The sequence below is a fragment of the Planococcus salinarum genome (genome assembly GCF_007004625.1).
GTDB classification, from domain to species: domain Bacteria; phylum Bacillota; class Bacilli; order Bacillales_A; family Planococcaceae; genus Planococcus; species Planococcus salinarum.
On sequence record NZ_VIFV01000028.1, the window covers coordinates 25579 to 43479 of the forward strand.

Below are 17901 nucleotides of genomic sequence, written 5' to 3' on the forward strand. Positions count from 1 at the left end.
TCACAGCGGTCGGGAATTGCTAGAGCAAGTGTTAAATTATTCTAAAAATTCTGTGTAGAATTTTATTGATGCGAAAGAGCAAATTTAGAAATCCCGAAAAAGGTGATCTCTTCGGGTTTTAAGGCGGCTGTGAAATAAAATCTCCACTTAAAAAAGCGGAATTCCCACCCATTCACATGGTGCAGAAATTCCGCTTTTCTATTCATTCATTCATTCATCAGATCCGATCCAAAAACCCGGCCATCAACTTATCTCCATCCGGCGTCCCGATTGACTCCGGGTGAAACTGGATGCCGTAAATCGGATAGTCGCGGTGTTTTATTGCCATGATCGAATCGTCGTCCTCGGCCACCGCCTGGACTTCGAGGCAAGCGGGCAGCGAGTTGGCTTCCACCACCAGCGAATGATAGCGCATTGCGGGAAGCGGGTTCGCCATTTCAGTAAAGATGCCTCCATTGCCATGGGAAATCTGCGACACTTTTCCGTGGCGGATAACCGGTGCATGAATAATCGTTCCGCCGAATGCGGCGCCGATCAGCTGTTGGCCGAGGCAGATGCCGAGCACGGGAACGGAACCGCCGGCAAGCTGGATCAGCCGGATGGATTCCGGGGCTTCGTCGGGATGTCCCGGGCCGGGCGACAGAATGATGGCTTCCGGCTCTTTCGCCAAAATTTCCTCCGCCGTCAGCACACCGTAGCGCACCACTTCCACCTCGCGGCCCATCCCCGCGACGGACTGGTAAATATTATAGGTGAACGAATCGAAGTGATCGATTAAGAGAATCATCCGAACACCTCCGTCAGCGAACGCGCTTTGTGCAGAGTTTCTTCGAATTCCGCCTGCGGAACCGAATCGTAGACGATGCCGGCGCCGGCTTGGACATGGACCTGGCCGTCTTTGACGACAAACGTGCGGATGGCAAGCGCCATATCCAAGTTTCCATTGTGGCCGAGATAGCCGACAGCACCGCCGTAGACGCCTCTTCTTTCATCTTCAAACTGCTGGATCAATTGCATCGCGCGGACCTTCGGAGCTCCTGACACGGTGCCGGCCGGCAGACAGGAAACGAGTGCGTCGAGCGGATGCATAGCATTGCCGAGTTCGCCTGTGACTTCCGAAACGAGATGCATAACGTGCTGGTAGCGTTCGACTTCCATGTATTTCGGGATTTTCACGGAACCGATTGCTGCCACGCGGCCCACATCATTGCGGCTCAGATCCACCAGCATCTTATGCTCCGCCTGTTCTTTTTCATCCTGCTCCAAATCCGTTGCCAGCCGTTCATCTTCTTCTTGAGTCTTGCCGCGTTTTCGTGTGCCGGCAATCGGGTTGGTCACCATATGGCCATTCCGCAGTGTCAATAAACTCTCGGGCGACGCACCGACCACCGCGTAATCGGTAAAGTCGATGTAAAACTGATACGGTGACGGGTTCTGCTTGCGCAATTTCCGGTACAGCGTGAACGGGTCACCTGTGTAATCAGCGGACAAACGCTGCGACAGGACAATCTGAAACACGTCGCCGTTTTCGATATGTTCTTTGGCGCGCGTCACTTTATTCTTATAAGAATCCTCGTCCGTGTTGGAACGGAACAGGAGTGGCTGTTGGAATTCCGGAATTTCCGGCTGTTCCGTCAGATGCAACTGGGCTTCAACTTCTTCCGCTTTTCCTTCGGTGGACACTATCGTTACGTCATGCTTCACGTGGTCAAACACGACGATGGTGCCGTAATAATGCAGGTGAATATCCGGCATCCCCAGGCTGTTCACCCGTGCGGCTTCCACCGGTTCGTAGGCTCCGATGGCGTCGTAGCCGATATAGCCAAGCGCGCCGCCGGTGAACGGCAATCCCTCGACGGCTTCGAAGTCTGTCGGCACCAAGTCCTTCAGCAGCTCAAGCGGCTTGCCTTCGTGGACGGTTTCTTTGCCGGTTCGGCAATCGATCTCCCTCAGCCGATTGCCTTCACCGATGTATGTTTTCGAAGGATCGGCGCCGATAAAGGAATATCGCCCCGTATGTGAAGTTTTCAACGAACTTTCAAGTAAACATTTTTTCGGCCCCTGTAGCCGGTTGAACACCGCAATCGGCGTCAGCGAATCTCCTTCAATTTTTCTGATCTCCATCTCTGCTCATCTCCTCTGATCTTGGTGCGGCAAGCGCAGCCAATAAAAAAAGCCCTCTGCAAAGAACAGGACTGTTCCTTGCAGAGGACGGACTGACCGCGGTGCCACCTCATGTTAAAGCCGGTTCGGCTTTCACTTAGCCCCCAGTAACGCGGGGGAAACGGATGTCCCTACTCTGATTTCAGGACACCTCTCCCAGGCCCATTCACGCATTTGCCCCACCGGTTTTCACCTGCCACCGGCTCTCTATGAGAGGCTGTTGTGCGCTACTCTTCCTATTCGACGATTTACTCAACTATGCTCAGCTCGGCTGTACTCAGGCAACGCCGCTCCCGGCGCCTGCTCCCACGATTCATACAAAAGCTTGTCCTTATTCTATGCAAGCGGCCGCGCTTTGTCAATCGGTTGCTTGCGGTTTCGCCCGCAAAAGGAAGGCCGAAACGATGAACCAGGTGGACAGTTGCCTCTCTTCATCAAATTCTTTCCAACCATCCAATCGGTGAATGACCCGGCCACCGGTTGGATGGTAAACTTGTAAATGGATAAAAAAGGAGATTCTCACTTCCGGCGGAGAACGGGATATACATGAATAAACTTGCGGCAGGACGCAGAAACAGGGGATGTATGATGAAGAAAAAAGGATGGGCAGCAGCTGGCGTGATTGCTTTTATCAGCCTGCTGGTGTTGCTTTCGGCTTTCTTTTCAGGCCGATCCGAACAACCGGTCCCGGACGACGAAACGGCTCGTCACCTAGCGGACGGGCAAACCGATCAACAGGCATCGGACGGAAAGCCCGATGGCACGAATGCTGAGTACGACTTGGAATTGCAGATGAAGGAGGATGGAACATTTCAGGTGTCAGCGGTGATCGGAGTGGCGAACGATTCAGCGGATACGTGGAACGAAATCGGCTTTTACCTTGTTCCAAATGCCATGAATGCATTGGATACGCAATTTTATCGGGATGACCATGCAGAAGTCGAAATTTCTGCGCTGCAGGTAGACGGAGAGACTGCCGATTACACGCTGGACAATAATGAATTGATGGTGGCACTGGAGACTGAACTGGAGCGCGGCGCCGTTGTAGAAATCTCGATTGACTACAGCCTGGAGCTGCCGAAAGAAGGCATGCGGTTGTCCCAAGTGGAAGATAACTTTTACCTGGCACAGTGGTATCCGATGCTCGCGGTGTATGACGATGGCTGGAACATAGAAGATTATGATTCGAAAGGCGAGTCCTATGATACGGCATACGGCAATTTCATCGTAAGCTACCAATTGCCGGCAGATTATCTGGTCGCCAGTTCGGCGGAAGACGGCGTGATTGAAGCCGTTTCGTCCGGCAAGCTTGAAGGCGACAACTACAAGGATTTTTACATCGCCTTCATGGATTCGGAGGAATGGGAAACCGCAGCGGCACAAGCGGGTGATACAAACCTGCGGGTGTTCGCGCCCAAAGGTACCGGAGTGCTGGAAGAAACCACCGCATTGGCAAGCGACGCCTATCGCTATTTCGAACAGCACATCGGCGACAACCCGTTCGGGGAACTGGACATCATCGCGAACGATGGCTACATGGAATATCCGAATATTATCGAAGTGGCCACGGAAGAAGAAGCCCTGGATGCGATTCTCGTCCACGAAATCGCCCATCAATGGTTTTATTTCCTGGTGGCCAATGATCCGTTCAAAGAGGCCTGGCTGGATGAGAGCCTGGCGGAATTCACCACGGCGCTGTTTCTCAGCGACCGCCATGGCGACGCGGACAGCGGATTTCAGTATGCGGTGTCAATCCAGGCAAGCTATCCGCCCGAGACGTACCTCAATTTTCCACTGGATGAATTCGATGAAGCGAAGTATTATTCCACCATCTATGGCAAGGGACCTTTGCTGCTGAAGGAGTTTTTTGACGGCCGGGGCGGTCGGGAGGCGGCACTGGAATTTTTGTCAGCCTATTATACGGGATTCCAATTCAAGCGGGTGGACAGTGAAGCGTTCAAAGTATTCTTTGAAGACTATTTTGAAGGGGATCAAAGTGAGTTTTTGGACAGCTGGTTGAAGTGAAGCTGGTGAAGAGCGGTCGAAAGAAAGAGTGCTGTTTTCATTAATTTAGCTATGAGCCAAGTCGCTATGCATGAAAAACCGTTTGGAAAGTATTTATGCAGAAACAGAAAGTATTCGGTTAAAAATAGAAAGTATTTGGCCTGAAACAGAAAGTATTTGAGGCATTTTGGAAAGTAAATACTTAAAATGGAAAAAAATAGAATCCGCTTTGATTTTGGAATCCAGGCCACTCCAAAATAAAAAATCCCGGGACGAGGATTTTTAAGGAACATATAGAAGTAACTGTATAGAGATAAATTAGGAGTAAGGTTTTAGTGGATACACCGGTGATTTCTGAATTGCCGCAGAACCAAAAGGGGGTAATCAATTGAAAAAGCGTACATATTCATCGTTTTTACTGCCACTCCTCATGCTCGGCGCCTGCTCGTCCGAGGCAGCGGATTCGACCGGTGCTATCGAGGACCGGGCAGAAGAGGAGTTTGGGACAGAAGTTGCTGTGCCGGAGTTTCCGGAATATCCGATGGTCTCTGCGGAACTCATATCGCTGCCATTTGCGAGTTCAACGAAACTGCTTGTGAACTACGCCGGTGAAAAAGGGACATTGCTGAGCGACGAAGACATTGCCAAATACGAAGAAAATGCAGATTCCGAAGTTATATATGGCGTGTATGAAAGGGAGTCCAGTTTTTTCAACATGGCTTACGACGAAACGGAAATGATCAGCGGGGATGGAAGCCATGAAACGGAGACGATTGACGGAGTGGATGTGCACTACCTGGAGGCCGACAGCGGAGGGAAGGATTTCCTGATGGCTTTCTTTAATACGGAGGATGGCGCTTATACTTTCGAATTCGCATTGGATGGAGACCTGACCCGTGGGAAGGCCTTTGAAATGATCGGCACAGTCATTGGGCTTTCGAAGTAAATGCCGGAAATCCAATTGCTGCAAACATGCAGGAAGGAATGAAATCAGTGAAGAACCCTTTTAAGCTTCTTATAATTACCGCTCTTTTGTTACTGGTACTTAATATCGGTCAATACCTGGCCTACAGCAGCGAACTCGAGCAGATCGAAGAGAATCACCAAAGCAAAAGTGATGCAAACTTCATCACCACCCTCGAGACTTTTGAAACAAATGACAACCTGGAAGAATCGTTGCAGAATCTGTCTGCCCTGGACGCTGATGTGAATTCAGAGCAATTGGAGGACTTGGTGGCGCAAGCTGAAATTCAAAACGATGAATACTTCAATAAACTGATCCGGTTAATCTCATTCGGGGATCTCAATGGCGATTTGGCGGAAAAGGAATTTTCGATAAACCAATATATGTTATCAAGCGAAACCCAGAAAGAGTTAATCCGCAAAGCTTATTTTTCCCATACAGCCATACTGAATCTTCTCTATGAAACAATCGAAGAGTATGATCAATCGGAAGAAGCGTTTGCAGCCATGCAAGAAAAGCTGGGTGTTGCCAGTGAACAAGTAGGGCAAATCAATACAGAAATCAATCAGCTTCAATCGGTGCAAACCGGTGAATTTCCTCCAGCCGAAGAAGTTGAAATGATGAAAGCAAGTTTGATGCACAATGTCGCTTCGCCTCTTGTATTAATAAGTGACCTGACATTCTGAACGATTGCAGTTATCTGAATGCAGACAGGGGTGTCTGAGTGCCATTTGATAAGCGGCGGTGACCCTGGAAAGTATGATGTGGGAAGGAGGTCGAAAAGGATGCCGACAATAACCCACGAAATCTACATCGATGCACCCGTGGAAGTTTGTTTTAATCTTACAAGAAATGTCGATGTACATACCGAAACAACCGCTAAAACAAAAGAACGGGCTGTGGCCGGCGTAACATCAGGCTTGATGGAAAAAGGCGATTCGGTCACGTGGGAAGCCACCCATTTTGGGGTGAAGCAGAAACTGACAGCCAAAATCATCGAAATGGACAGGCCGCACCGTTTTACAGACATCATGGTAAAAGGTGCTTTCCACTCATTCACGCATACCCATGAATTTATTGAAAAGGGGAGCGGCACCATCATGCGGGACCGTTTTGACTATCGCTCGCCTCTCGGAATCCTCGGGAAAATTGCTGATCGGCTGTTTCTTGAAAAGTACATGAACCGGTTCATTGCGGAGAGGGCTCTGGCGCTAAAAAGAATAGCGGAAAAGAATTGATGCAATAAAGTCGGCTGAACTTCCGCATCGAAATATGTGAGGGGCTGAACACAAAAAAGAGAGCAGCGCCGGCTGCTCTCTTTTAATTTCATATTAATTTTTTAAACCGGCTCAACATCAATGGATTCGTCGCTGATTTCGCCAACGATTTCCTCCAGGATGTCTTCCATCGTAACAAGTCCGACAGTTGTTTTGCCGTCTGTTGCAGTAACGATTGCCATATGCGTACTGCTTAGCTGCATTTTTGTCAGCACTTTCTGGATTGGCGTATTTTCAGTGAAACTTGGCATTTCGTGGATAAATGATGCCGGTTCCTGTTGGCGCCCGGCAGCCATGCTGGTCAGGAGCTCTTTTGTATTGATGTAGCCGATCAGCTGATCTTTATTGCCGGCTTCCGTCACTGGATAACGTGTAAATTCGTGGTCATCCAATTTCTCGAAAAACTCCGAGCGTGAAAATCCTCTATCGACTGATACCATCTGCTCCCGGGGAATCATGATGTTTTTCACCACACGGTCATCGAAAGCGAAAATGTTCTTCAGGTAATTCAATTCGGTCTGGTTAATCTCCCCGCCTTGGAAACTTTCCGCCATGATGAGCTTCAATTCTTCTTCCGTATGGGCTTGTTCGTGTCCAGTTGGTTGAACGTTGAACGCTCTCAAGAGCAAACGGGCTGAACCATTCAGTACATAGATGAATGGTCCCATAATTTTTCCGAACCAATAAAGCGGAGGGGCAAGCAGCAAAGTCATGCGCTCAGCGTATTGGATTGCCAATGTTTTCGGTGCCAATTCTCCGATGACTACATGGAGGAAAGTTACAATACTCAATGCAATGGCATAGGAAAGGGCAGTGGCCCAGGCATCCGGTACTGCGAAAGCATCAAATGCAGGACGGAGCAGCCGTTCGACCGTCGGTTCACCAAGTGCACCAAGAATCAGAGCTGTTACTGTGATTCCAAGCTGACAGGCAGATAGGTAAAAATCCAGGTTATGTGCCACTTCTTTGGCGCGTACAGCTTTTTTATTTCCTTCTGATATTAACTGGTCGATTCTGGACATGCGCACTTTCAATATGGCGAATTCAGCACCGACGAAGAATGCTGTTCCGAGAATCATCAGCGCAACAAGCAGTAAATTAATGATTATTTGACCATCCAATATGGTTCCCTCTGAAAGAGGGATTCACCTCCGTATAATATTTCTTTAAGTCGATTGTATTTTTAAATCTAAGAAGATTTCGGATGGAATTGAACCTTTTTGATCTGCTGGTTGTCCATTTCCACGACAGTCCAGATGCCATTGTCACCGATAACCGTGTCAGCAGTCTGGATGTCACCTGCACTTTTGAAGTGTACCCAGCCGCCGATTGTATCGATTTCATCACTTTCTTCAAACTCAAGGCCAAAGCGGTCTTCGAGGTCACGCAGCAATACACGGCCGTTGATCAGGTAATCGGTTTCATTGACTTTACTGATATCCGGCACCTCGTCTGCATCAAATTCATCGCGGATTTCCCCGACGATTTCTTCCAGCAGGTCCTCCATCGTGATCATGCCGGCGGTTCCGCCGTATTCATCTGCTACCAACGCGATATGGACGCGTGAGTGTTGCATTTTCAGCAAGGCTTTCTGCAAACCGGTCATCTCGAAAACAGTTGGCAATTCCCTGACGAAGTTCTGGAGTTCCCATGGACGGCCCGCTACGATATGCGGCAGCATTTTCTTCGCGCTGACAAAACCAATGATGCGGTCTTTGTCGCCGTCCTCTGTGACAGGGTAGCGGGTATAATTATATTCATCGAGAATCTGGACGATTTCTTCCAGCGGCATATCTTTGTCGAGCGTCACCAGTTCGGTACGCGGAACCATAACTTCTTTTGTAGCCCGCTCATCGAAAGTGAAGACATTTTCCATATAGGAAAGTTCGGTTTCATTGAGAGCGCCGCCTTCAAAGCTTTGCGCCATGACGATTTTCAGTTCTTCTTCCGAATAGGCCTGTTCCAGCCCGGGCTGTATACCAAACGAACGCAATAGAATCCGCGCAGCACCGTTCAAAGTCCAGATGAAAGGCTTCATGATCTGTCCGAACCAATAAAGGTAGGGAGCAAGCAGAAGCGACATCTTTTCGGCAAATTCGATTGCCAGTGTTTTCGGTGCCATTTCACCTACAACGACGTGAAGGTAAGTGACAAGAAGGAATGCGATTGCATAAGAAGATGCCGATGCAACCGAATCCGACACAGCAAAAAATTCGAAAATCGGGTACATCAGCCGTTCGACTGTCGGTTTACCGAGTGCACCAAGTCCAAGCGCTGTAACCGTAATACCCAATTGGCAGGCGGACAGGTAGTAATCCAGGTTCTCTGCCACTCGTTTTGCCATAACCGCTTTCTTATTGCCCTCTGCAATCAATTGATCAAGACGTGACATCCTGATTTTGACGACCGCAAACTCTGAACCGACAAAAAATGCCGTCAGTCCGAGCAGGACGACCAATAATATTAAATTCAGTATCGTAATTATATCCACTTATATTCCCTGTAAAAGGGATTCACCTCCGAGGTTTATTGAAGCAAAGCGAGCAGGGCCGTGATGGCGGCCATCTGGGTTGCCAGTGCTTTGCTTGCGTGCGCTTTTGCATGAGCCGGTGCATCCTTCAGCTGTTCTTCCAGCCGGACAATCTTTTGCTGCAGCCGGTTGAATTCGTCGATGACTTCATCAACCAGTTCTTCCGTTTCCGGCGTCCCGCCTGCACAAATGATTTCCTGGATTTCCGCAATAGACATGCGCTGTTTTTTCAATACCTGTATCCGTTCGAGTGTCTGCAGTACGTTGGTCGGGTACAGCCGGTAATTGGTGTCCGAGCGTTCGAATGCCAGCAGGCCGGAATTCGTGTAATAATCAATGGTTCTTGTGGACACTCCACTCAATTTTGCAACTTCACCGATCTTCATCAAGTCCTTCCCAACGTAAACACCTCCAGTCCGATTTAGAATATACTACCATATAAAATCTTAAACCATACAGTCGAATGTGATGGTTATTATATACTAAAATAAAATGTGTGAACTTTGCCATAATTAAGCGAAAAAAGCTTGCTGTTTTTAAAGCGGGGGTGCTATACTGACGTTACAACTCAATAGACTTTTGACGTTCGTCAAAGGGGAGTAGCTATAGGGAAACCTATTTCACAGTCGTCATTACGTGGTTAACAGCCACCGGTTGTGATAGCAGTTAATTTTGCTTAGCAAGACCTTTGCCTTTTAAAAGGCATGGGTCTTTTTTGTTGCAAAAATTAGCTGGGGGTTTGGAAGATGGAAGCGATTTTATTGGAATATGTATGGGTGTTGCTGGTTTTAGTGGCACTGGAAGGGTTGCTCGCTGCGGACAACGCGGTGGTTATGGCGGTTATGGTCAAGCACTTGCCGAAAGAGCAGCAGAAAAAAGCGTTGTTCTACGGATTATTGGGAGCGTTCGTGTTCCGCTTTGCAGCGTTGTTCCTGATCACGTTGCTGGTTGACGTTTGGCAGATTCAGGCGTTAGGTGCGGCTTACCTTTTGTTCATCGCCTTCAAGCACATTTACGACCAGCGAAAACACAAAGAACATTCGTTAGAGCCGGAAGCAACACAAGGTGCCGGTTTCTGGATGACGGTATTGAAAGTTGAGTTGGCGGACATCGCTTTCGCCATCGACTCCATGCTTGCTGCGGTCGCATTGGCGATGACATTGCCTCACCTGGGCAAAATGGAAATCGGCGGCATCAACGGCGGCCAGTTCGGCGTCATGCTTGCCGGTGGTATCTTCGGTCTCATCATCATGCGTTTTGCGGCACATAAATTCGTTAAGTTGCTGGCTGAATATCCACAACTGGAAACGACAGCTTTCGTCATTGTCGGCTGGGTCGGCGTTAAATTGACGGTTCTCACTTTGGGCCATAAAAACCTCGGCATCCTGCCTTACGATTTCGTCCATTCGGCGGAATGGAAGCTCATCTTCTGGGGCGTGTTGCTTGGAATTGTGGCAGTTGGGGCATTGGTTAGTGTTAAGAAGAAGAGAGCGTCAGAGAAACTGGCTTAATAGAATAAAATCAACCGGCTCAGGAGATTTTTTCTTCTGTGCCGGTTTTTTATATCTAAGAAGGAGGTAGACGACTTGTGTCACTTTTTCACGACTGGGCGGGATAGATTAGAAGGGATAAAAAGAAAATAATAAATTCTGGCGGACTTCCCGTCTTTGAAGGGAAATCAGGATCGTTTAATAGCTCCGGACAGTATTTGAGCCGTTCCGGACAGTATTTTGGATTTCCGGACAGTATTTGCCTTCTTCCGGACAGTATTTCAGCATTTGCGGACAGTAAGTCCATAATATGGGAATTAACGAAGGGCAACTTTCATATTCGAGACCAAATGGACACTCTAAATCGTGATTATTCACCAATCTTGATAGTCTATATAGAAATCTCCATTGCTTACACTAAAAAATTCTCGAACGGCTACCGAAACGAGGGTTAACATGACCAAAAAGCCGCGAAAGCCACTGAAAAGAGAAAGTGCAAAAAGCGGACGTTTTTCGCCCCGCGAAAAACTCCAATCCATTAAAAGAAGGCTTCGCGTCCGCGAAGCCTTTTTATCTTTAAAGTACATTGGGAGAAGGGGATATGGGCATTGATAAAGTGCTTGCCAAAAAGACACCGTTTTTTAACGAATTTATTCATTCACTTGAAGGTTTTGTTGAAATTTGCTGTGAAGGGAACAGGAGAGCATTAATCAGAGGTGCGAAGGCGCGAAAAACTGCCTCCTGGCGGGGGATTTTCGATGAGGAAATGGCGCTGATTTTATTCCCGGAAATTTATGTGCGGTAACGGGAATTTGTGTGCGATAAATCAAATTTGTGTGCGCAACGATAATTATGTGTGGCATATGATAATATTTCGTCGGCTAATTCCCGCCACTAAAATTCCTCTCTCGTCCATAAAAAGAAGGCTTCGCAACTGCGAAGCCTTCTGATCGGTTTAGAAGATTAATCCTTTATTATACCTATTAATTCCACTTTTTCGCCTATACTTAAAAAAACGAAACTATTGTCAGAAAACTTACGTCTATTGGATGTTCAGGAAGGGATGGGGGGCGTATGCCGGTGCATGAATACACGACACTGACCGATGAAGAGATGAAAACGATCATGGACAGCCACGGAGAATACCTGATCCGGCTGGCTTACTTTTACGTGAAGGACTGGGCGACCGCCGAAGACATCATGCAGGATGTGTTCATCAGCTATTACCGTAAATCCGCCCAGTTCGATCACCGTGCCTCCCTGAAAACCTATCTGTCGAAAATTACGGTCAATAAATGCCGTGACCATCTGCGGAGCTGGAAGAACAGGCGCTCGCTGTTCTCGAATTCACTCGGCGGTTTGATTTCTAATGCAAAATCACCCGAGGACACTTACGTCCAGCACACAGACCAAAGCAATCTCACGAATAAAATCCTGGAGCTGCCAGTCAAATACAGGGAAGTTATTCTGCTGTTTTAATACCAGGAATTCACGTCAAAAGAAATCAGCGGGCTACTGAACTGCTCGGAAAACACCGTCAAGACGAGGCTGCGGCGTGCAAAGGATTTATTGCGGCAGAAGGTGGATTTGAGAAAATGGGAGGGGATGCAGGATGAATAAATTCAAACGTGACCTGGATGAGTTTGTCGGCGAATCGCCCCGCTTCAACGAACCGCTGAAACGGAAAATTCTGAGAGAGATGAAACGGGGGGAGCGGCCGACGAGTCATTTTGCTGATTTTAAATATGCAGCTGTCCTGATGCTGCTTCTGACAGTCGCTACAATTTTTCTTGTAGTAAATATGGGCGGAAATGACATGGAGCCATCAGGTCCAGCAGGCACGTCCAGCGAATTGCCAGCGTTGACTGATCCGGATACGGTGGAGGAAATTAAGGTTTTTACAGATTATGAAGAGCCGCTGGAAGTGGTGGAAATAAAATCCGATGCGATGGACAGAGGCAACCACGACTATTCAGAACATCCTTTATTGGTGGATCCGCAGGCTTACCCGGCTAACGCAGCCAAAGAAGCCGCCCGAGGAGACATAATCGCCTTTGAAGGTCCCTCGTTCGACGGCACACACTGGTCTATCGGAAGAATCGTCGCTTTGCTGGGGGAAGAAGTGGAAGTCGTGGACGGACAAATTTTCATCAATGACCAAAAGCTCGAAACGTTTTATGGGCGGGCGCACCGTGTGGGAACCAGTTCGACTGAAGAATATTTGGAATGGTTCGAGGCTAACACTTCCCCAGAAAGCACAACTACCGGTATGGAAGAGATTTTTCAAATGGATATAGCGCAAGTCACATTAGCTGGTGATGAAGTTTATGTTGTTGGCGATGACTGGTTCAGAGGCAGCCAGCAAATAATTAAAGTCAATGAAATCCAAGCGGAAGTTTTGGGGTATTATGTGGAATAACGGATTGAGAAATAGTAATTGATTGAGGAGAAAGGCTGGATTTTATATTAGCCTTTCTTTCTTTTTATTTTCAAAAGGAATTTTCAGGAATAAATAGAAGTTATTATAGAATACAAAAATTTAAACGACAGCAGAGGAGAATTGGATTGGAACAAACAACCAGCCAGAACTGGAACCTGGACACTTTATATGCCGGAGGAAGCCAGTCAGCCGAATTGAAAAATTTGATTGTGGAAATAAAGAGCGTGCTTGAGGAATTGAGTGAGGGTTTAAAAGCATATCAGGAATACGGTCAAGCAGCGGATAACCGGTCTTTTCTGAAACTCCTGAACCAATTCCAATACGCAAGAAGCGGGTGGGATGAACTCGACGATTTTGTGATTTGCCTTTATTCGCAGGACGTTCAAGACAGTGAAGCGGTTGTATTGCTGGATGAGAGTGCCGTGATCAAAGCGAAACTGGATTCTGTGCAGATCGACTTGGATGAAGCATTGGCGAATTTTCCGGAAGACCGCTGGAATGAATTTATGGAACACGAAGAAGTGAAAGCCTACTCATTCTATTTGGAAGAACGAAGAAATACGGTGAAGGACCGGCTGCCGGTTGAAATGGAGCGGTTGATCAATGTGCTGTCGGTCAACGGCATTAAAGCCTGGGAACAGCACCAGCAGCAACTGCTAGCAAAAATGAAAGTTCCGATTGGGTCCGCTGGGGAAGAGCAGGAAGTTTCAATTGGGCAAGCCATGAATGAAGCGATGTACGCGGAAGATCGTTCACTTCGCCAACAGGCGGCAGAAGCGATTGCAGAAACCTGTGCAGATCAGGCAGAGGATTTTGCCACCGCATTGAACCGGATTTCAGGTTTCCGCCTGGATGTCTATGAGCAGCGCGGCTGGCACAACGTCTTAAAGGAAGCCGTCGAACAGAATCGGATCCAGGAAGAATCGATCCGGGCATTGGTGAAGTCGATCGATGACAATAAGGATCTGTATAGAGCCTATTTCCAGCGGAAAGTCGCATTGACCGGGCTGGAGCAAGTCAGCTGGTTCGATCTGGAAACACCGATTTTTGCATCTGAGGAGAAAATAACTTATTCTGCAGCCAAAGATATCATCATTAAGCAATTCCAGCAGTTCAGTGAAAAACTGGGTCAATTTGCGGAACGTGCTTTTGAGGAAGGTTGGATTGAAACTGAAAATCGGTCCGATAAAGCGGGTGGCGGATTCTGCGCTTCCATGCCATTGAGCAACGAAAGCCGCATCTTCATGACGTACCGGGAAAATTATCAGGATATCGTGACCCTGGCACACGAATTCGGCCACGCCTATCACAATTTCATTCTTCACGATGAACCTGCTTTTGCCCAGCAAAAAGGCACATCTGTCGCTGAATCGGCTTCTACGTTCCTGGAGAATCTCGTGTTGGATGCAGCCATCGGGCACACGACAAATGAAAAAGAAAAGCTGGCGCTGCTGGAAGTGAAAATTAAAGACGGCCTGAAATATGTAGTAAGCGTGCCGAACATGTACCGATTCGAACAGGAATTTTATGCAAGAAGAAAGAATGGCCAGCTTACAGTGGAAGAGATCAACAATCTGATCAAAGAAGTGGAAAGCGATTTCTACGGCGGGATCATTGAAGGCTCAGCCCCTTACAAATGGATGTATATCAGCCATTTCTACAGCGCCGATAAACCTTTCTTCAACATTCCCTATACGATCGGGTATTTATTCAGCAACGGCATTTACAGTTTGGCAAAAGAAGCAACAGGCGATTTTCAGGAGAAATACGATGAACTGCTGCGCAACTCCGGGCGGATGACCGTCGAACAGCTGGCACAGAACTACCTGGATGCAGATGTAACAAAGACTGATTTCTGGGATGCCTCCCAGCAGGCGCTGAAAGAGGCGATTGAGGAGTATTTGAGATTGACGGAGAAGTATATTGAATAAAGTGTAATTTATTTTAAGGAGATTTCCACATGAACACCACCCAAAACAACGGCTTCGAATTTCTGGATTTTATTGAGATAAAGGAAGAAGACATAAAGGATTACGCGCCGGTGGCCGGCTCTTTTGCCGTGATCAGCTGTGACGACAAGGTCCTGATGGTCTACAACGTCTGGCGGGAGCAATGGGAATTGCCGGCTGGGCGGCGCGAAGGCAATGAGACGGAGAGGGAATGCGCCGTCCGGGAACTTTATGAGGAAACCGGCCAACACATAACCGAACTGGAGTTTAAGGGTTTATTGAAATTAAAGAACACAGCAGACAGCAGCGTGAAGCACAATCCGGTTTTTGCCGGCAGCGCGGTGAAGTTGGTTCCGTTTCTGAAGAATGACGAAACGTCAGAGATGAAGTTATGGGACCGGAGCGGGACGCTGGGCGTCATTGATGAGATGGATTTGAAGATTCTCGATTTTGTATGAGTACGGCAACGAGCGAAAGGGTGGGGACATGGGAACGTTATTTTTATCCGGTGGCGGAGACAAAGAACATACCGAAAAGTTCGATGCGGAGTTTAGAGAGTGGGTTGGCCAAACGAAGCCGCTATTGTATATTCCGATTGCGATGGACGGTCTGATTCCGTACGCCGATTGCCTTCAATGGATGCGGGAAGTCTTCCAGCCGCTCGGCATCAACGACATTGTCATGTGGACCGATCTTCATCGGAAATCTGCGGCTGACTTGCAGCAATTTTCGGGCGTCTATATCGGCGGGGGAAACACGTTTCATTTATTGCATGAAATGCGCAGCTCCGGATTTGATGCGGTCCTGGAAGAATACATAAAAGGCGGTGGCGTGGTTTACGGCGGGAGCGCCGGCGCCATCGTACTCGGTTCGAACATTCTGACCAGTGCGCACCTCGATGAAAATGAGGTGGGCGTACAGGACTTCAGCGGGCTGGATGTGCTCGACGGCCTGGCGGTATGGTGCCATTATGAAAGGGAAAACGATGAATTGATTTTGCGTTATATCAGTGAATGTGAAACGCCGGTCATCGCGTTGCCGGAGGAAAGCGGCGCGTATTTTCAGGATGGGCACATCAAAGTGACGGGCACGAAGCCGGCGTATTTGTTTATTGGCGAGGATAAAGTCGAGCTGCAGCCGGGTGTCGAATTCAACGTGAGCGGTTCGGCCGATTACGACGGAGCGGCCATCTTCGGAGACAGGCAGCCATTCAACGACGCGGTCGGGCACATGCAAAGCATCGAAGGGTATCCAGGCGCAGGGGATTATAAAAACCTGGAGACAATGCCGAAGCCGCTTCAGATTGTCGGGTATCTTTTCGTGGGCATTATGGCGCTCTTGTTGGTATCGATCGCGGTGGTGGGCTGGGTCCTGCAATAGGGCTGAAGGGACGGCGTAGAGCCGTCCTTTTTTGAATGGAATAAAAAATGGGGAATCGCCAGTTGGGCATAAAACACAGGAAGTTGGGCATAAACGGATCAAGTTGGGAGTAAAAAAGATTTGTTCGCAAAATGTGTTCGCGAGCGGATCAATTTCACTCAGCAGCGGCCTGCTGCCGGCAATCTATACAGCCCCACCAGCGTCAGATTAGCCAGTTGATCGTATTTGAGCCAAAGTTGATCGTATTTCGCATAAAGTTGATCGTATTTCATGCGAAGTTGATCGTAAATCGAAAAAGCATAAACCCGAGTACACTTCGGCGGCCACCCCTGCCCTATGAGGAGGAAGAAATGAAAATCAGAAAAGCGACTTTAGCCGATGCGAGAGGGATCACCTTGACCGAAATCGCATACGGCTGGCAAGATTGCCGCCATTTGCAAAAACAGCTTTCATAAAAAGAGTTATTCGAAATAAATATAAAAGGGATATTTTTACTGTTTTGTTATGTTGCCATTTTAGACAGCAACCTGAGCCAGCCATTGAAGCAGGGATTCAAAAACTGGGTATTAAACGAGGTGATTTCATGATTGGCACGTTTTTTAGTTATTTTGTTGTCTTTTTTATTGTGGCACGGCTTGTTAGCCTCACCGGCAAGCTGGACTGGATGCCAACTCTAAAAAACTCTGTAAAACACGATGCGATCTTGGCTGCAGTTTTTTCACTGGTCGTGGCCATAATCATTGCGAGTGATTGGATCAATTTCACTTAGCGCGCATTGACTCATGGGTTTATTGAAATAAATACATACAAGGAGGGAGACCGATGAAAGCATCGCTTATCACGATTGTGCTGTTTTACATCATCGTCTTTGTAATCGGCGTTACCTTGCAGGACATTATTTTTCCGTGGGGTGGCGTAGCAGAAACCCATCTCAAACCGATTTACATGGGACTGATCGTATTAAGTGGCCTGATTGTCGGCTGCACGGTGTATCTGGCGGATGAGCTGAAAGGAAATAAAGGCGGAAGCGTGAAAGCGGAGGAGTAAACAGCTGCGGCAAAGCCATGCAGACCAGAGGGAGAGAGCAGTGGGGAAAGGCTGAGCGCGGATAAATTTTTCTGAACGCGGATAAATCTGCTTGAACGCGGAAAAATCTCCTGAACGCGGAAAAAATCCTCCGAACGCGGATATCCGGATTCAGCCAGATTTCCCATTACACAAATACTGCAAAATGATCGATATCTCATCCAAACATCCACACTCACAGCAAAAAAACCAAAAATCCAAAGCCAAATGGCTGCTTTTCGCAGGCGAAAAGCGAAAAAACCAACATAAACTCAAAAACCCCGCTCAGGTGACTGTCACCTGAGCGGGGTTTTTGAGTTTGGAGAGAAAGCTCAGGCTTTCGGTCAACCCAAGTTTATATGTTATTAGATATTTGTTGAAAATAGTAAAAATATTAAATAAAAATGTAATTTTTTATATATTTCCGTTTGTCAATTTAAGCTAGACAGATCGACTCCATTCAGGTGACTCAAAAATGCTTCCAGAGGTGTACGATAATCCAGCGACTTCCATGGGATGTTATTTCGTTTGTCGGCCACCGTAGAAACGAACGGTTGATCCACCTGGTTGAAGTCCATTTCCTTTGGCAGACCGTCTTTTCGAAGGAGACCATTGGAATTTTCATTCAAGGCACGCTGG

The 17901-nt window shown here is 47.8% G+C and carries 18 protein-coding genes, 2 pseudogenes and 1 other annotated feature; of the genes and pseudogenes, 14 read left to right on the forward strand and 6 right to left on the reverse strand.

The window, feature by feature from the left end; all coding sequences use genetic code 11:
• Nucleotides 1-217: 217 nt before the first annotated feature.
• Together DIJ65_RS13395 and trpE are read right to left on the reverse strand one after the other, a co-directional pair.
• Nucleotides 218-787 (reverse strand): anthranilate synthase component II, encoded by a 570-nt coding sequence (locus DIJ65_RS13395; RefSeq protein ID WP_117303033.1) that lies wholly within the window; start codon nucleotides 785-787, stop codon nucleotides 218-220.
• Nucleotides 784-2124 carry an anthranilate synthase component I gene (gene trpE / locus DIJ65_RS13400; RefSeq protein ID WP_117303032.1) on the reverse strand — a complete coding sequence of 447 codons (1341 nt, stop codon included), beginning with the start codon at nucleotides 2122-2124 and terminating at the stop codon, nucleotides 784-786. Before trpE ends, DIJ65_RS13395 begins: the two co-directional genes overlap by 4 nt.
• An 80-nt stretch (nucleotides 2125-2204) precedes the next feature.
• Nucleotides 2205-2416, reverse strand: a binding site (T-box leader).
• 335 nt (nucleotides 2417-2751) lie between these two features.
• On the opposite strand from trpE, the gene DIJ65_RS13405 reads away from it, so the two are divergent.
• The 4 genes from DIJ65_RS13405 to DIJ65_RS13420 all read left to right on the forward strand — a co-directional run bounded on the left by DIJ65_RS13405 (nucleotide 2752) and on the right by DIJ65_RS13420 (nucleotide 6369).
• The gene (locus tag DIJ65_RS13405; protein WP_117303030.1) at nucleotides 2752-4188 is read left to right on the forward strand and encodes a M1 family metallopeptidase; all 1437 of its coding nucleotides are present in this window, start codon (nucleotides 2752-2754) and stop codon (nucleotides 4186-4188) included.
• A 367-nt stretch (nucleotides 4189-4555) separates the two neighbouring features.
• Nucleotides 4556-5113: a hypothetical protein gene (locus DIJ65_RS13410; RefSeq protein WP_117303028.1), complete on the forward strand. Its 558-nt coding sequence runs from the start codon at nucleotides 4556-4558 to the stop codon at nucleotides 5111-5113.
• A 47-nt stretch (nucleotides 5114-5160) separates the two neighbouring features.
• Entirely contained in the window at nucleotides 5161-5817 is a 657-nt protein-coding gene (locus DIJ65_RS13415; RefSeq protein WP_142836504.1) for a hypothetical protein, read from the forward strand.
• A gap of 99 nt (nucleotides 5818-5916) precedes the next feature.
• A complete protein-coding gene (locus tag DIJ65_RS13420; RefSeq protein WP_117303025.1) occupies nucleotides 5917-6369 on the forward strand; it encodes an SRPBCC family protein in 453 nt (150 codons plus the stop codon).
• A gap of 101 nt (nucleotides 6370-6470) precedes the next feature.
• Here DIJ65_RS13420 and DIJ65_RS13425 read toward each other — a convergent pair whose 3' ends face one another.
• The 3 genes from DIJ65_RS13425 to DIJ65_RS13435 all read right to left on the reverse strand — a co-directional run bounded on the left by DIJ65_RS13425 (nucleotide 6471) and on the right by DIJ65_RS13435 (nucleotide 9324).
• Nucleotides 6471-7529: a hemolysin family protein gene (locus DIJ65_RS13425; RefSeq protein WP_117303023.1), complete on the reverse strand. Its 1059-nt coding sequence runs from the start codon at nucleotides 7527-7529 to the stop codon at nucleotides 6471-6473.
• A 68-nt stretch (nucleotides 7530-7597) separates the two neighbouring features.
• Nucleotides 7598-8899, reverse strand: a complete 1302-nt coding sequence (locus tag DIJ65_RS13430; protein ID WP_117303022.1) for a hemolysin family protein — start codon at nucleotides 8897-8899, stop codon at nucleotides 7598-7600.
• A gap of 35 nt (nucleotides 8900-8934) precedes the next feature.
• The gene (locus tag DIJ65_RS13435) at nucleotides 8935-9324 is read right to left on the reverse strand and encodes a MerR family transcriptional regulator (RefSeq protein WP_117303020.1); all 390 of its coding nucleotides are present in this window, start codon (nucleotides 9322-9324) and stop codon (nucleotides 8935-8937) included.
• Between the two features lie 360 nt (nucleotides 9325-9684).
• Between DIJ65_RS13435 and DIJ65_RS13440 the strand changes: the two genes are divergently transcribed.
• The 10 genes and pseudogenes from DIJ65_RS13440 to DIJ65_RS13480 all read left to right on the forward strand — a co-directional run bounded on the left by DIJ65_RS13440 (nucleotide 9685) and on the right by DIJ65_RS13480 (nucleotide 17244).
• A complete protein-coding gene (locus DIJ65_RS13440; protein ID WP_117303019.1) occupies nucleotides 9685-10449 on the forward strand; it encodes a TerC family protein in 765 nt (254 codons plus the stop codon).
• Between the two features lie 580 nt (nucleotides 10450-11029).
• Nucleotides 11030-11233, forward strand: coding sequence for a hypothetical protein (locus tag DIJ65_RS13445; protein ID WP_117303016.1), 204 nt, complete (start codon nucleotides 11030-11032; stop codon nucleotides 11231-11233).
• A 269-nt stretch (nucleotides 11234-11502) separates the two neighbouring features.
• Nucleotides 11503-11907, forward strand: a complete 405-nt coding sequence (locus DIJ65_RS13450) for a sigma-70 family RNA polymerase sigma factor (RefSeq protein ID WP_230321425.1) — start codon at nucleotides 11503-11505, stop codon at nucleotides 11905-11907.
• Between the two features lie 12 nt (nucleotides 11908-11919).
• Nucleotides 11920-12048 (forward strand): annotated as a pseudogene (locus DIJ65_RS16610) (sigma factor-like helix-turn-helix DNA-binding protein); the annotation flags it as partial.
• Nucleotides 12041-12847, forward strand: a complete 807-nt coding sequence (locus tag DIJ65_RS13455) for a S26 family signal peptidase (RefSeq protein WP_071152452.1) — start codon at nucleotides 12041-12043, stop codon at nucleotides 12845-12847. The pseudogene DIJ65_RS16610 and the gene DIJ65_RS13455, both read left to right, overlap by 8 nt.
• Before the next feature lie 146 nt (nucleotides 12848-12993).
• Complete coding sequence (locus DIJ65_RS13460; RefSeq protein WP_071152451.1) at nucleotides 12994-14799, forward strand: M3 family oligoendopeptidase; 1806 nt, start codon at nucleotides 12994-12996, stop codon at nucleotides 14797-14799.
• Between the two features lie 29 nt (nucleotides 14800-14828).
• Entirely contained in the window at nucleotides 14829-15275 is a 447-nt protein-coding gene (locus tag DIJ65_RS13465) for an NUDIX domain-containing protein (RefSeq protein ID WP_071152450.1), read from the forward strand.
• A 28-nt stretch (nucleotides 15276-15303) separates the two neighbouring features.
• The gene (locus tag DIJ65_RS13470) at nucleotides 15304-16197 is read left to right on the forward strand and encodes a Type 1 glutamine amidotransferase-like domain-containing protein (protein WP_117303014.1); all 894 of its coding nucleotides are present in this window, start codon (nucleotides 15304-15306) and stop codon (nucleotides 16195-16197) included.
• 583 nt (nucleotides 16198-16780) lie between these two features.
• Entirely contained in the window at nucleotides 16781-16966 is a 186-nt protein-coding gene (locus tag DIJ65_RS13475; RefSeq protein ID WP_117303012.1) for a hypothetical protein, read from the forward strand.
• A 53-nt stretch (nucleotides 16967-17019) separates the two neighbouring features.
• Nucleotides 17020-17244, forward strand: coding sequence for a hypothetical protein (locus tag DIJ65_RS13480; protein WP_117303011.1), 225 nt, complete (start codon nucleotides 17020-17022; stop codon nucleotides 17242-17244).
• A 449-nt stretch (nucleotides 17245-17693) separates the two neighbouring features.
• Here the strand turns inward: DIJ65_RS13480 and DIJ65_RS13485 are convergent.
• Nucleotides 17694-17901: pseudogene (locus DIJ65_RS13485) on the reverse strand (IS30 family transposase); the annotation flags it as partial.

What these genes read in the sequence shown, in the direction of transcription:
- DIJ65_RS13395 (WP_117303033.1), bottom strand. Translation starts at nt 787, where the DNA reads ATGATTCTCTTAATCGATCACTTCGATTCGTTCACCTATAATATTTAC.
- trpE (WP_117303032.1), bottom strand. Translation starts at nt 2,124, where the DNA reads ATGGAGATCAGAAAAATTGAAGGAGATTCGCTGACGCCGATTGCGGTG.
- DIJ65_RS13405 (WP_117303030.1), top strand. Translation starts at nt 2,752, where the DNA reads ATGAAGAAAAAAGGATGGGCAGCAGCTGGCGTGATTGCTTTTATCAGC.
- DIJ65_RS13420 (WP_117303025.1), top strand. Translation starts at nt 5,917, where the DNA reads ATGCCGACAATAACCCACGAAATCTACATCGATGCACCCGTGGAAGTT.
- DIJ65_RS13435 (WP_117303020.1), bottom strand. Translation starts at nt 9,324, where the DNA reads ATGAAGATCGGTGAAGTTGCAAAATTGAGTGGAGTGTCCACAAGAACC.
- DIJ65_RS13440 (WP_117303019.1), top strand. Translation starts at nt 9,685, where the DNA reads ATGGAAGCGATTTTATTGGAATATGTATGGGTGTTGCTGGTTTTAGTG.
- DIJ65_RS13445 (WP_117303016.1), top strand. Translation starts at nt 11,030, where the DNA reads ATGGGCATTGATAAAGTGCTTGCCAAAAAGACACCGTTTTTTAACGAA.
- DIJ65_RS13450 (WP_230321425.1), top strand. Translation starts at nt 11,503, where the DNA reads ATGCCGGTGCATGAATACACGACACTGACCGATGAAGAGATGAAAACG.
- DIJ65_RS13455 (WP_071152452.1), top strand. Translation starts at nt 12,041, where the DNA reads ATGAATAAATTCAAACGTGACCTGGATGAGTTTGTCGGCGAATCGCCC.
- DIJ65_RS13465 (WP_071152450.1), top strand. Translation starts at nt 14,829, where the DNA reads ATGAACACCACCCAAAACAACGGCTTCGAATTTCTGGATTTTATTGAG.
- DIJ65_RS13470 (WP_117303014.1), top strand. Translation starts at nt 15,304, where the DNA reads ATGGGAACGTTATTTTTATCCGGTGGCGGAGACAAAGAACATACCGAA.
- DIJ65_RS13475 (WP_117303012.1), top strand. Translation starts at nt 16,781, where the DNA reads ATGATTGGCACGTTTTTTAGTTATTTTGTTGTCTTTTTTATTGTGGCA.
- DIJ65_RS13480 (WP_117303011.1), top strand. Translation starts at nt 17,020, where the DNA reads ATGAAAGCATCGCTTATCACGATTGTGCTGTTTTACATCATCGTCTTT.